The organism is Arthrobacter sp. Y3221114 (assembly GCF_059092625.1).
Genome location: NZ_JBNHHW010000004.1, coordinates 45,384 through 58,939, shown reverse-complemented (window position 1 = coordinate 58,939; position 13,556 = coordinate 45,384). Strand labels below are relative to the sequence as shown.

At 70.0% G+C, this 13,556-nt stretch carries 10 protein-coding genes and 1 tRNA gene; 6 read left to right on the top strand and 5 right to left on the bottom strand.

Features of this window, described 5'->3' with window-relative positions; genetic code table 11:
* The first annotated feature begins 145 nt into the window (after positions 1-145).
* Entirely contained in the window at positions 146-709 is a 564-nt protein-coding gene (locus AC5RV3_RS09840; RefSeq protein WP_494111890.1) for a hemerythrin domain-containing protein, read from the top strand.
* Positions 710-825: 116 nt separating this feature from the next.
* On the opposite strand, the gene AC5RV3_RS09835 is transcribed toward AC5RV3_RS09840, so the two are convergent.
* The 3 genes from AC5RV3_RS09835 to AC5RV3_RS09825 form a co-directional block, all read right to left on the bottom strand.
* Positions 826-1,275: an RrF2 family transcriptional regulator gene (locus tag AC5RV3_RS09835; protein ID WP_494111891.1), complete on the bottom strand. Its 450-nt coding sequence runs from the start codon at positions 1,273-1,275 to the stop codon at positions 826-828.
* A 66-nt stretch (positions 1,276-1,341) separates the two neighbouring features.
* Entirely contained in the window at positions 1,342-1,830 is a 489-nt protein-coding gene (locus AC5RV3_RS09830) for a hypothetical protein (RefSeq protein WP_494121964.1), read from the bottom strand.
* Positions 1,827-3,305 carry a phosphohexomutase domain-containing protein gene (locus tag AC5RV3_RS09825; protein WP_494121963.1) on the bottom strand — a complete coding sequence of 493 codons (1,479 nt, stop codon included), beginning with the start codon at positions 3,303-3,305 and terminating at the stop codon, positions 1,827-1,829. Before AC5RV3_RS09825 ends, AC5RV3_RS09830 begins: the two co-directional genes overlap by 4 nt.
* A gap of 70 nt (positions 3,306-3,375) precedes the next feature.
* On the opposite strand from AC5RV3_RS09825, the gene AC5RV3_RS09820 reads away from it, so the two are divergent.
* From AC5RV3_RS09820 to AC5RV3_RS09805, 4 genes are all read left to right on the top strand, one after another.
* Entirely contained in the window at positions 3,376-5,565 is a 2,190-nt protein-coding gene (locus AC5RV3_RS09820; RefSeq protein ID WP_494121962.1) for a RecQ family ATP-dependent DNA helicase, read from the top strand.
* Between the two features lie 84 nt (positions 5,566-5,649).
* On the top strand, positions 5,650-6,012 hold the full coding sequence (locus AC5RV3_RS09815; protein WP_494068561.1) for a PadR family transcriptional regulator: 363 nt from the start codon (positions 5,650-5,652) through the stop codon (positions 6,010-6,012).
* Positions 6,012-7,355 (top strand): permease prefix domain 1-containing protein, encoded by a 1,344-nt coding sequence (locus AC5RV3_RS09810; RefSeq protein ID WP_494121961.1) that lies wholly within the window; start codon positions 6,012-6,014, stop codon positions 7,353-7,355. Before AC5RV3_RS09815 ends, AC5RV3_RS09810 begins: the two co-directional genes overlap by 1 nt.
* Before the next feature lie 233 nt (positions 7,356-7,588).
* Complete coding sequence (locus AC5RV3_RS09805) at positions 7,589-9,046, top strand: FAD-dependent monooxygenase (protein WP_494121960.1); 1,458 nt, start codon at positions 7,589-7,591, stop codon at positions 9,044-9,046.
* A gap of 108 nt (positions 9,047-9,154) precedes the next feature.
* On the opposite strand, the gene AC5RV3_RS09800 is transcribed toward AC5RV3_RS09805, so the two are convergent.
* Together AC5RV3_RS09800 and AC5RV3_RS09795 are read right to left on the bottom strand one after the other, a co-directional pair.
* Positions 9,155-9,243: transfer RNA gene (locus AC5RV3_RS09800), tRNA-Ser, on the bottom strand.
* Between the two features lie 65 nt (positions 9,244-9,308).
* On the bottom strand, positions 9,309-11,375 hold the full coding sequence (locus tag AC5RV3_RS09795; protein WP_494121959.1) for a prolyl oligopeptidase family serine peptidase: 2,067 nt from the start codon (positions 11,373-11,375) through the stop codon (positions 9,309-9,311).
* A 59-nt stretch (positions 11,376-11,434) separates the two neighbouring features.
* Between AC5RV3_RS09795 and AC5RV3_RS09790 the strand changes: the two genes are divergently transcribed.
* The gene (locus AC5RV3_RS09790; RefSeq protein ID WP_494121958.1) at positions 11,435-13,438 is read left to right on the top strand and encodes an FAD/NAD(P)-binding protein; all 2,004 of its coding nucleotides are present in this window, start codon (positions 11,435-11,437) and stop codon (positions 13,436-13,438) included.
* The last annotated feature ends 118 nt before the right edge of the window (positions 13,439-13,556 follow it).

Below are 13,556 nucleotides of genomic sequence, written 5' to 3'. Positions count from 1 at the left end.
GTCGGCATCCGGTCTAGACCGGCGGCCACGATTTCGCGCTCATGCACCCTGAAAGCGCTTCGGATCGTGGATTCGGGTGCCGCTCATTGGTATGTTGAGGCCTCCCACGCACGCTCAGGAGCCACGACCCAAAGGAGGGCGTTCCATGGCCGATACTCAGGGCGGGGATGTCATCGATATCCTCACGACCGATCACCGCGAAATGATCGAACTGCTCAGCCAGATCGAGCAGACCGCCGACCCCGGCCAGCGCCGGGACCTGGCCGATACCGTCATTGCCGAGGTTATGCGCCACGCCGTCGCCGAAGAGATGCTTGTCTACCCCGTGATAGAAGAACACGTGCCGAACGGCAAGGAAGAGGTTGAGCACGACAAGAAGGAGCACGACGAGATCGTCCGGCTCATGAAGCGGATGGAGGACGTCGACTCTTCCGATCCGACCTTCATGGAGCTGGTCAGGGAACTGGCAGGACAGCTGCGCCACCACGCGAACGACGAAGAAACGGATCAGTTCCCGAAGCTGCGCGCACACATTCCACAGGACAAGCTCGTCGATCTGGGTCAAAAGGTCCAGAGCGCCAAGAAGGTCGCGCCGACCAGGCCCCATCCCAGCGCCCCGCACTCCGAGCTGTTCCACAAGACCGTGGGACCCGGCGTCGGCATGGTGGACCGGTTGCGCGACAAGCTCTCCGGACGCCAAACCGGCTGAGGCGACCCGGGACAAGGGCGGGCCGGCGGGCAGGCCACTCCACCTGAACACCGGCCGGCGGTTCCCGCAGATCACCGGCCGCCGCAGTGGTCAAAGGTGGCGTGGCCCGGCGTGCATCACGCCGGGCGGCGCGTGAGCAACGCCAGAAAGACGGGCTCCATCTGCGACTGGTGCGGCATGGCAGATACGACGAGGGGATCCAGTTCGCGGTAAAAGGCCTCGCGGGCCCGGCGCAGCGCTCCACGCAACGCACAGTTGTTGTTCATCGGGCAATCCCCGCTGGGCGACTCGCAATCCACCAGGTCCTCCCGCCCGTCGAGGGTCCGCAGCAGTCCGCCCACCGTCGCCAGCCGTCCGGCAGGGCTGATCCGGATGCCGCCGGAGCGACCGCGCACCGCCTCGACCAGTCCGAGCGAGCGCAGCTTCAGCACCGCCTTGCTGACGTGGTTGTAGGGGGTGCCCACGCCATCGGCGATGGCCTGGGTGGTCATCAATTCGCCTTCCGGCGCCGCCGAAAGCAGCATCAGTGCACGCAGGCACACGTCGGAGAAGGCATTGATACGCATGCTGCCTATTTTAGTGTCCTGCCCGGACCATAATTGGCCACGGTGCGCCCGGAACGGTCCGGCCGGTCAGTCCCGGGGCGGCTCGGCTCCGTCGTCGAATTCCTGATCGGGCCACACGAGGCGTTCCTGCGGGTCCACGAAGGGGTCCGGGTAGCTCCAGGTGCCGTCGTCGTCGTGATGGTAGGGCTGGATGGCCGAGACTGCGATGCCGGCCGAGTGCTCCACGGCAATCTGGATCGCGTCGGCGTCCTCTTCGGGCAAGAAGATGTCGCTGATGACGGCGATGGCCCGGAAATCGGCGCGATCCTTGCGCAGGGTGGCGTACAGGTCCTCAATCATGCCGTCCACGTTGACCTCGGCGGCCTCGGCGTCCAGGTCATCGGGGGAGACGACCACGAGGCGCAGACCGCCGTCGTGCGTGGTGACCAGGGCCGCGGGCAGGAACGCCCCATGCTCGGTCAACTGTTCCTGCGCCACCCCGAGCCCCGTTCCGAACAGGGTGTCGATATCGGACAGTATCTCCGCGGGGATCCCGTCCCGCCAGGAGGCACTCATGCTGCTTCCCGGACGCGGGCCAGAACGTGGCCGCGGAGAGTGTCGAGGAGGCCGGGGTTGGTGGCTTCGGCGTTCAGCCGCAGGAAGGGTTCGGTGTTGGAGGGGCGCAGGTTGAACCACCAGGAGCCGTCGTCGGCGATCACGGTGGTGCCGTCGAGCCGGTCCACGCCTACCCCAGTGCCCGCGTAGGCGGCCGGGCAGCTGCCGGCGGTGGTGTCGGTTCCGGCCGCGGCGGGGTCGGACGCGAGGGCGGGGGCGAAGTCGGCCAGCACGCGGGCGATGGCGGCGTCCTTGTCTTCGACCTGGGAGTTCAGTTCGCCGGTTGCATGGTACGGGTCGTATTCGGCGGCCAGAGCGGACAGCGGCGACTCCTGCTCGCCGAGGGCGGCGAGCACGTGCATGGCGGCGAGCATGCCGGTGTCGGCGTTGTAGAAGTCGCGGAAGTAGTAGTGCGCGGAGTGTTCGCCGCCGAACACGGCCTTCTCCTCGGCCATGTGCGCCTTGATGAACGAGTGCCCCACCCTGGTGCGCACCGGGCGTCCGCCGGCGGCGGTGATGGTTTCGGGCACCGCGCGGGAGGTGATCAGGTTGTGGATCACCGCCGGGCTTTCTTCGCCGGCGGCGCGGGCGCGGGCGATTTCCCGCCGGGCGACCAGCGCCGTGATCGCCGAGGGGGAGACCACCGCCCCGGTGTCATCGATCACGAAGCACCGGTCGGCGTCGCCGTCGAAGGCCAGGCCGATGTCCGCCCCGTGCTCGATGACCGCCGCCTGCAGGTCCACCAGGTTTTCCGGTTCCAACGGGTTGGCCGGATGGTTGGGGAAGGTTCCGTCCAGCTCAAAATACAGCGGCACGATCTTCAGCGGCAGCGCCGGCAGCAGGGTGTCGCCCAGCACGGCGGGGGTGGTCATGCCGGCCATGCCGTTCCCGGCGTCCACTACTACCTTCAGCGGACGGATGCCGGCCAGGTCCACCAGGGAGCGCAGGTAGGAGGCGTAACCGGCCAGCACGTTGGTTTCGCTGATGGTCCCGGGTTCGGTGCCGTCGGGGATGCCGGTCTCGAGGTACTTCTGCGCCAGGTCGCGGATGTCGAACATGCCGGTGTCGGAGGAGACCGGAACCGCCCCGGGCTTGGCCATCTTCAGGCCGTTGTACTGCGCGGGGTTGTGGCTGGCGGTGAACACCACTCCGGCGGCGTCCAGGGATCCGCAGGCGTAGTAGAGCTCGTCGGTGGAGATCAGCCCCAGCATGCGGATGTTGGCCCCGCGGCCGGCCGCACCGTGGGCGAACGCGGCGGCGAACTCAGGCGAGGACGGACGCATGTCGCCGCCCACCAGCACGGTCTGCCCGGCCAGGGACAACACGTCCACGAACGCGGCACCGGTCGCCTCGACGGTCGCCGCCGTAATGGTTTCGCCCACGATCCCGCGGACGTCGTAGGCCTTGAAGGACAGGCCGAGATCTATGCTGCTCACTTCACCAGCTTATAAGGGGCCGCTGTGGAAAAGGGCCAGGTTGTCGGCAGCGGCTGCAATACTGGGCAGCATGGCTGAGCTGATCGACGGGACAATGGACGCGGCGACGACGGGAACGGCGGGGCCGGGGCAGGACGACGGAGGGCTGCGCGGGGAGGCCACCGCGTTGCTCCGCGCCCTGGTGGGCAATGACACAGCCGAGTTCCACGAGGGCCAGTTCGAGGCGGTCGAGGCGCTGGTCTCCGGCGGGCGCCGGGCGCTGGTGGTGCAGCGTACCGGTTGGGGAAAGTCGGCGGTGTACTTCGTGGCCAGCCTGCTGCTGCGCCGCCGCGGCGCCGGCCCCACACTGATCGTCTCGCCGCTGCTCGCGCTCATGCGGGACCAGGTGGCGGCGGCCGAACGCGCAGGTGTCCGGGCCGCGGCGATCAACTCGGCGAACCAGCTGGAATGGGGCCAGGTCCAGGAGCAGCTGGCCGCCAACACAGTGGACGTGCTGTTGGTCTCGCCCGAGCGGCTGAACAATCCGCGCTTCCGCGACGAACAGCTTCCGCAGCTGGTGCAAAGCTCGGGCCTGCTGGTGGTCGACGAGGCGCACTGCATTTCCGACTGGGGCCACGATTTCCGCCCGGACTACCGGCGGATCCGTGACCTGATCGCCCAGCTGCCCGACCGGGTCCCGGTGCTGGCCACCACGGCCACCGCCAATTCCCGCGTGGTCCACGACATCGAGGAGCAACTCGGCGTGCATTCTGCCACCGGGCACGACGGCGGAGTGCTCACCATCAGGGGGCCGCTCGCCCGTGCCTCCCTGCGGTTGGGCGTGCTCCGCCTGGCCAGCCCGCGCGCCCGGCTCGGATGGCTGCTCACGCACCTGGACGACCTGCCCGGCAGCGGAATCATCTACGCCCTCACGGTTTCCGCCGCCGAGGACACCGCCCGGCTGCTCCGGGAGGCCGGCCACGAAGTGGCCGCCTACACCGGCCGCACCGACCCGGCCGAGCGGGAACAGGCGGAGGCGGCGCTGAAGGAGAACCGGGTCAAGGCGCTGGTGGCCACCAGCGCCCTCGGCATGGGCTTCGACAAGCCGGACCTGGGCTTTGTGGTGCACCTGGGTGCGCCGAGTTCCCCGGTCGCCTACTACCAGCAGGTGGGGCGCGCGGGCCGCGGAACTCCGAACGCTGACGTACTGCTCCTGCCGGGTACCGAAGACCGGGACATCTGGGAGTACTTTGCCACGGCGTCGATGCCCAACGAGGGGACGGCCACGGCCGTGCTGCGGGAGCTCGCCGCCCCGGGGACGGTGCTGTCCACGGCGGCGCTGGAGACACTGGTGAACCTGAAACGGTCCCCGCTGGAACTCTTGCTGAAGGTCCTGTCCGTGGACGGCGCAGTGCGCAAGGTAAGCGGCGGCTGGGAGGGAACCGGCCAGCCCTGGAGCTACGACGCCGAGCGCTACGGGCGCATTTCGCAGGCCCGGGTGGCCGAGCAGAACGCCATGCTGGACTACGAGAACACCTCCGGCTGCCGGATGGAATTCCTGGCCAAGGCCCTGGACGATCCCGCCGCGGCGCCCTGCGGGCGCTGCGACAACTGCGCCGGACCGTGGTACTCGGACATCATCGCGGCCGAGGCCACCGAAAGCGCGGGCGCGGCCCTGCAGCGTGCCGGCGTCGAACTGGAGCCACGGGCCATGTGGCCCAGCGGCATGAACAAGCTGGGCGTGCCGGTCAAGGGAAAGATTTCGCCGGCTGAGGTCAATGGCAGCGGCCGGGCCCTGGCGCGCCTGACGGACCTGGGCTGGGGCGGAAAGCTGCGCGAAGTCTTCTCGGACGGGGCGCCCGACCGCGGAGTGGATCCTGCCATGTTGCAGGCCTGCGTCCAGGTCCTGGCGCAATGGGGTTGGGCGCAGCGCCCGGTCGGCATCGTCAGCGTTCCCTCGCGCAGCAGGCCGCTGCTGGTGCAGTCGCTGGCCCGCGGGCTGTCCGAGATCGGCAGGCTGCCGTACCTGGGCGAGCTCGCTGTCCCGCACGGCGGACCCCGCAGCGGCCCCGGCGGCAACAGCGCCTTCCGGCTGGCCGACGTGTGGGACCAGTTCCAGGTCCCGGAGGGCGGGGAAGCCTGGTTGGCGGAGAACCGCGGCCCCGTGCTGCTGGTCGACGACGTCGCCGACAGCCGCTGGACCCTCACCGTGGCCGGACGCGCTCTCCGCCTGGCCGGGGCAGAAGCGGTCCTGCCCTTCGTCCTGGCCCTCAAGGCCTGAGCTTCCCGCCGGCTCCGCGGACAAGCACCTGATACCTAGAACTGCTAGGGTTATACCTTGCAGATCTAGGTATGAGGAGGCCCGTTGCGCATTGATAAGGACCTGGTCGCCGCTTCGGCCACCCCGCTGGTGCTGGGGATATTGTCGGAGGGCGAACTGTACGGCTACGCGATCAGCAAACGCGTGAGCGAACTGTCCGACGGGGGGCTGGAGTGGACAGACGGCATGCTCTATCCGCTGCTGCACCGACTCGAGCGGTTCGGGTATGTGTCGTCCTCGTGGGGCCTCTCGGAGGCCGGGCGGCGGCGCAAACACTATGCGATCACGGCCCAAGGCCGCGAGGTGCTCGCCGAGCGGCAGCAACAGTGGACGGTGGTCGCCGAGACGCTGCGGCGGGTGTGGCAGGCGGTGCCGCCGCCCGCCGCCCCGGTCGAAGGGTGGGCCTGATGGAACTCCATGCCGAGTTGGAAGCACAGATAGACAGGTGGCGCGGGTACGTCCGGCGCCGCCAGGCGATTTCACCCGCGGACCTCGATGAACTGGAGGACCACCTGCGCGGACAAATCGCCGACCGGCAGGCATCAGGGCTCGACGACGAGGAGGCCTTCCTTGTCGCGATCAAGCGCCTGGGCAACCTGGATGCAATCTCGCGCGAGTTCGCCCGCGAGCATTCCGACCGGTTGTGGAAGCAGCTGGTGCTCGTCCCGCAGGACTCCGACACCGCAGCGCCGCCGTGGCGGGAGCTTGCTGTGGTCCTCGCGCTCGCCGTTGGGGCAGGGGTGGCCGTCAAGGCAGGCACCGTCTGGCTCGACGGCGCGGTCCTGGCGCGAAACCTGGGCCTCCTCGTCTTCCCGTTCCTGGCCGCGTACTTTGCCTGGAAACGCCGATTGGCGGTGTCCAAGGCGGCGGCGCTGCTCGTCCCCTTTGCCGCGCTGGCGGTGCTGCTCAATGCCTATCCGTTCGCGGCCGCCGGTTCCACCGAGGTGCTCGCCGTGCTGCACGCCCCGGTCGTCCTGTGGCTGCTGGCGGGCGTGGCGTACGTTGGCGGCAGGTGGCGGGACCACAACCGTCGCATGGACTTTGTCCGGTTCACCGGGGAACTCGCGATCTACTTCACGCTGCTGGCCCTCGGCGGGGCTGTGCTGATTGGGCTCACTTTCGGGGCACTGCAGGCTGTGGGCGTCGACTTCGAGCCGGCGCTGGAGGCCTGGATACTGCCGTTCGCCGTTCCGGGTGCGCTGGTCGTAGCAGCCTGGCTGGTCGAGGCCAAGCAGAACGTTGTCGAGAACATCGCCCCGGTGCTCACCCGCGTCTTCACGCCCCTGACCATCGTGATGCTGCTGGCGCTGCTGGCAGTGCTCACGGCGGCCGGCGGCCTCGTGGACGTCGACCGGGGGCTGCTCATCCTCATGAATGCGATCCTCGTGCTCGTCCTGGCCCTGCTGCTGTACGCGATCTCCGCCCGCGAGGCGCTGGCGCCGCCGGGCCTGTTCGACGGCCTGCAATTGGTCCTCGTCGCTGCCGCGGTCGCGGTCGACGCGGTCATGCTGACGGCGATGCTGACCCGGATCGCCGAATTCGGTACCAGCCCCAACAAGGTCGCCGCGCTCGGCCTAAACCTGCTGCTGTTGGTGCACCTCGTGCGGGCAGCGTGGCTTACCGTCGGGTTCCTGCGCGGGCGGCGCCCCTTCGCAGCGCTTGAGCGCTGGCAGACGGGGTACCTGCCGGTCTATGGGGCCTGGGCCGTCGTCGTCGTCGTGGTCTTCCCGCCGGTCTTCGGCTTCGCCTGACGTGCGGGGCCGGCGGCGGGCGGCGCGGCGGGCCCGGAAACACGGGGGTTGCCTCATCGGCTGAGCCGGCCGGACGACGGCCATCCCTTGTGCCTGCTGACACTTCATGTTCCCCGCCACTTCCAATGTAGCGCGTCCCGGGGGGCTTGCTGCAAGGCCCCCGTCATGCCCCAAAATGGCTCGGACGTGCCCGAAGGTGGCGCACGGGACGGCCCGGAGAGGCGGGGGTTGTAATGGTCGAGGTGATCGTCGCCGGCGGCGGCCCGACGGGGATGATGCTGGCCGGTGAGCTGGCGCTGGCGGGTGTGGATGCGGCCATCGTGGAGCGCCGCCCGACACCCGAGCTGGTGGGCTCGCGTGCGGGCGGCTTCCACTCGCGGACTATCGAGATCCTCGATCAGCGCGGGATCGCCGACCGGTTCCTCGCCGAGGGCCAGCCCGTCCAGGCCGCGTTCTTCGGCAGCACAAGGCTGGACGTGGGCGACTTTCCCACCCGGCACCCCTACACGCTCGGCCTGTGGCAAAACCACATTGAGCGGATCCTGGCCGGCTGGATCGAGGAGCTGGGTGTGCCGGTCCATCGCGGGGTCGAGGTGGCCGGCTTCGCCCAGGTCGACGGCGGGCTCGACGTGCAGCTCGCCGACGGCGGGCCGATGCGCGCGCTGTACCTGGTCGGCGCCGACGGCGGACGAAGCGCCGTCCGGAAGGCGGCCGGCATCGGGTTCCCCGGCTGGGACGCGACGAAAAGCAGCCTGATCGCCGAAGTGGAGGTGACAGAGGAGACGCCGGCGGGCATGCGCATCGACGAGGTGGGGGTCCACGGGCTGCACCTGATGGAGGACGGGCGGACGGTGCGGGTGGTCGTGACCGAGAAGCAACTGGGGCCGGCGGCCGAGCCCACCCTGGCGGACCTCGGCAAGGCGCTGTCCGAGGTCTACGGCACCGACTTCGGGGTCCACGCTCCGACCTGGATCTCGCGGTTCACCGACGCCACGCGGCAGGCCGCGGCGTACTGCAGCGGCCGCGTGCTGCTGGCCGGGGACGCCGCGCACATCCATTCCCCTTCGGGCGGGCAGGGGATCGGGCTGGGCATCCAGGACGCCGTGAACCTCGGCTGGAAGCTCGCCCTGGTGGTCAGGGGCATCGCGCCCGACAGCCTGCTGGACACCTATCACGCCGAGCGGCACCCCGCCGGGGCCCGCGCCCTCAAGCACACCATGGCGCAGTCGCTCATGCAGCGGGCCGACCCGCGCATCGGCGCGTTGGCCGACACGGTGACCGGCCTGCTGACGATCGACGAGGCCCGGAAGCGGCTGGGCGGACTCATCTCCGGCCTGGACGTCCGCTACGACCTCGGCGAGGGGCATCCCCTGCTCGGGCGCCGCATGCCCGATCTCGACATCGTCACCGCCCACGGCCCGCTGCGGGTGTTCACCCTCCTGCACGAAGCCCGCGGGGTGCTGCTCAACCTCGGCGTTCCGGGCAGCATCAGGCCGGGGCCGTGGGCGGACCGGGTGCAGCTGGTGGACGCCACGTACGACGGAGGGTGGGAGCTTCCGGTGATCGGTTCGGTCAGCGCCCCTGCGGCGGTGTTGATCCGGCCCGACGGGCATGTGGCGTGGACGGGAGACGGGACTCAGCGTGGGCTGGAGGACGCGCTGGCCCGCTGGTTCGGGCCTGCGCGGCATTAGAAACGCCCCGTGATGTGGACGGCGAGGCCCACGGACAGGCCCACGGGCGCGGTGACGCCGAGGACGAGGAGACGCAAAAACTCCCCCGGTTTCCCGGGGGAGTTGACGCGGAGACGGGGGGATTTGAACCCCCGGTCGAGTTTAACCCCGACCCTTCATTAGCAGTGAAGTCCATTCGGCCGCTCTGGCACGTCTCCATACGCTATTGCTAGCCACACAAGACTACCCAGAATCCGGGGCCAAGAGCAAAACCGCGAGCGGGCTAGCCGGCCAGCGCGCGCCACAGGAACGCGTGCGAGAGTGCCTGCAACCGGGCCGTCTGCTTGTTGTCGCTGGCGCCGGCGTGGCCGCCCTCGAGGGCTTCGTGGAACCAGACGTTCCGGACCCCGAGTTCCTGCATCCGCGCGGCCATTTTCCGGGCCTGCACCGGGCCCACCCGGTCGTCCGAGGTGGCGGTCCAGATGAGCGCGTCGGGGTACTCGGTGCCCGGCTGGAGCAGGTGGTAGGGCGAGAACGTGCGGATGAACTCCCACTGCGCCGGGTCCTCGGGGTCCCCGTACTCCGCAATCCAGGAGTAGCCGGCGGAGAGTTTGGTGTAGCGGGCCATGTCCAGCAGCGGCACCCCGCACGACACCGCGCCGAAGAGATGCGGGTAGCTCGTCAGCATGTTGCCCACCAGAAGGCCGCCGTTCGACCCACCGGCGCAGCCCAGGCGCTCCCGGCGGGTGACCCCGCGGTCCGTCAGGTCCTGCGCCACCGCGGCGAAGTCCTCGTAGGCGCGGTGCCGGTTGGCCTGCAGCGCAGCCCGGTGCCAGCCCGGGCCGTACTCGCCGCCGCCGCGGATGTTGGCCACCACGTACACGCCGCCGCGCCCATCCGGCGTGCGCTGTTCCAGCCACGCCCGTCCCACCGTGCCGCTGTAGCCGGGGGTCCTGGCCACTTCGAACCCGCCGTAACCCGAGAGCAGCACCGGGTTGCCGCCGTCGTGCTCAAGATCCTTGGGGCCCACCTGGAAGTAGGGGACCTGCGTGCCGTCCTTGGAGGTGGCGAAGTGCTGCTGGACCTCGTAGGCGGAGGCGTCAAAGTACGACGGCGATGCCTTGACTTCGAGCGCCGGCCCACCGATGGTGCCGCGCGAGAGGGTCGACGGCGTGAGGTAGCCGGTGGCCACCAGCCAGTAGTCGTCGGATTCGTCGTCGTCGACTCCGGAAGCATCCACTGCGTGCAGCGGCGGGCAGTCCCGGAGCTCGGCGGCGGCCCACTGCGCGGCGGGATCCAGCACCAGGATCCGGGACGAGACGTCCTGCAGCAGGTTGAGCAGCAGGTAGTTCCTGGTCCAGCTCCAGGACTGCAGCGAGGTCGCCGCATCGGGGGCGAAGAGGACCTGCAGGGAACGGTCGCCGGCCAGGAACGCCTCCAGGTCGGCGGCGAGCAGGGAGCCGGCCGGGTGGACGGTGCCATCCAGCTCCCAGTCGCCACGCGGCCGCAGCAGCAGCCACTGGCGGTGGAGATCCACGTTCACGTCGGTGGGAACGTCGATGGGCAGCCACTCGCCGTCGCGCCGCAGGTAGGTGCGGTAGTTGAAGAAATCGATAACGTCCACCGCCACGTCCCGTTCGAAGCCGGGGGTGGAGTCGTGGCCCACCTGGGCCAGCATGTGGTCCCGGGGGACGTCGAAGTACTCCGCGGCAGCCTCCGGAGCCTGGCCGCGGCGCAGGATGCGGCTGGTCCGCGGGTAGGAGGAGGTGGTCAGGGAGCCGGGGCCGAAGTCGGTGCCCAGCAGGATGCGGTCCTCGTCCAGCCAGGAGACGTAGCTCTTGGCCACCGGAATGTCGAAGCCGCCGGGCACGAAGGCGCGGTCCTCGACGTCGAACTCGCGCAGCCGAACCGCGTCGCCGCCGTCGGGGGAGAGCCGCAGCATGGCGCGCCGGTAGCTGGTGCCGTCGGCCGGACGCAGGAAGGAAGAGCCGGCATAGACCCAGTCGACGCCCTCGGCAGCGGCCAGCGCATCAACGTCCAGCAGCACCTCCCAGTCCGGGGAATCGGTCAGGTAGCTCTCCCAGCTGGTGCGGCGCAGCAGGCCGCGGGGGTTGGCCTTGTCGCGCCAGAAGTTGTAGTAGTGGGGGCCGCGCTTGGTGACGGCCGGGATCCGGTCCTCCGCGTCCAGGACCTCCAGGATGCCCGCTTCCAGCGCCGTGAACGAGTCGTCCACGAGCTTGGCCTCGGTGCGTTGGTTCTGCGCGTTCACCCACTCCAATGGCTTGGCGCCGTAGATGTCCTCGAGCCAGATGAACTCGTCCTGGGGCAGATGCTGGGTGTCCTGGGCCATGGACCCATCCTAGGCATGCCGCCACGGGGAGGCGGTTGCCAACCCGTAGGCTAGACGGCATGGACAATCCGGGCAGTTACCGTGTGGCGATCGTGGGCGCCGGCCCTCGGGGCACCTCCGTGCTGGAGCGGCTGCTGTCCAACCACCGGGCACACGGCGGGGCGCCGCTGCGGATCCACCTGATCGATCCCTACCCGCCCGGCGCCGGGCATGTCTGGCAGCCGGGCCAGTCCCGGTTGTTCCTGATGAACACGCCCTGCCTGTTCCCCACGGTGGTGCCCGCTCCGGGGACGGGGCAGGTTGGCCCCGATCCGGTGGCGGGAATGACCTTCGAGGCCTGGCGCTCCACCGTGGCGGCCGGCGGCCTTCCCGAGGTGCCGCAGGCGGACCGCGACGAAGCGGCGGCGCTGGGGCCGGCCGATTTTCCCAGCCGGGCGCTCTACGGCCGCTACCTGACCTGGACCTTCGCGCAGCTGGCCGCCCGGACCGGGGCGGACGTCTCCCTCACCGTTCATCCGGCGGAAGCAACCGGTCTCACCGAGCACGACGGCGAATGGCAGCTGGAGCTGACCGACGGTGCCACCGTGGCGGCGGACGCCGTAGTGCTGGCCCTGGGCCACGTCCCCGCTGCGCTGAATCCGGAGCAGCAACAGCTTCAGGATGCCGCGGCCCGGCACGGCCTGAACTACCTGCCGCCCAATGTGCCGGCCGACGTGGACTGGGACCGGGTCCCGCCCGGCCGCACGGTGCTGGTGCGCGGCATGGGTCTGAACTTCTTCGACCTGATGGTGCAGGTCACCGAGGGCCGCGGCGGGCAGTTCCTCCCGGCGACGGACACCGAGCCGATGCGCTACGTCCCGTCGGGTAAGGAACCGCGGCTCGTGGCCGGCTCCCGGCGCGGCACGCCGTACCGGGCGAAGGCCCGGATCGACACGTATATTCCGGCCGGCGTGGAGCTGCGGCATTTCACCACGCACGCGGCCCGCCTGTACGCCGAAGCCGGCGTGCAGCCCGGCTTCGACCACGACCTGTGGCCGATGCTGCACCGCGACGTCTACTGGGCCTACTACTCCACGCTTGCCCGGGTGGAACCGGAGTGCCTGGGCGTGCCGCCGGAGGAGCTGCTGGCCGGACTGGGGCAGCTGCTGGCGGAGAAAGCCGAACCGGGCAGCCGCACCCTGCAGATGCGGGCGGGGGCCTACCTCTCCGAACGGGTCGCCGGGCACAGGCTGCTGGATGTGGAGGCCCTGGCGAAGCCGTTCAACGGGCGCAAGTTCGCCTCCCCCGCGGACTACCAGCAGGCGGTGCTGGACTATCTGGACGCCGATGCGGAGGGCTCTGCCCGCGGTACCGACGATCCGCTCAAGATGGCCATCGGGGCGCTCAACGCCGGGCGATCGCTGCTGAAGAAGATCGTGGCCGACGGCGGCATTACGGAGGAATCCTGGCTGGCCGAACTGCGCGGCTGGTTCGAACCGCTGGTCGAAGGGCTGGCCAGCGGGCCGCCGGCCCAGCGCATCGAGCAGCTGGCCGCCCTGGCACGGGCCGGCATCGTCCGGTTCGCCGGGCCGGAACCGGTTTACGAGGTGGACCCGGACAGCGGCCGGTTCCGGGTGACCTCTCCGTGGGTCGACGGCGCCGAGTACACCGGCGCCTACCTGGTGGAGGCGATGATGCCGGCCAACCGGGTGGCCCACAACCGGTCTCCGCTGCTGCGACGGATGCTCGAGGACGGCTTGGTCCGGCCGAAGCTGATGATCGGGCCCAACGGACAGCCGGTGACAGCGTCGGGCCTGGACGTGACCCTGCCGCCCTACCGTCCGCTGAACCGGAACGGCCAGCCGGCCCGGAGCCTGTATGTGATCGGACTGCAGCTGTCCTCGGTCCAGTGGGGCACGTCGATCGCCGCCGAGGCCGGGGCGCCGGGCGACACCGGCGGCCGCACGCTGCAGGATGCGGACAGGATAGCGCGCGCCATCCTGGCCGCAGCAGACAACAGGAGCCTGGCCGGCCCCGCGCAGGCGAGCACCGACGTCGTCGCCAGCGGGGTTCCGGGGTACTGACCCGGCCGTGGACGCGCGTAGGCCCTCCCCGGTTGGAGGAGGGCCTACGCTCTGGCTTCTAACGGGCGTTGCCGGCGCGTCGGCCGCTTCCCGGCAGGGGAGGGCCCACGCCGTGGTT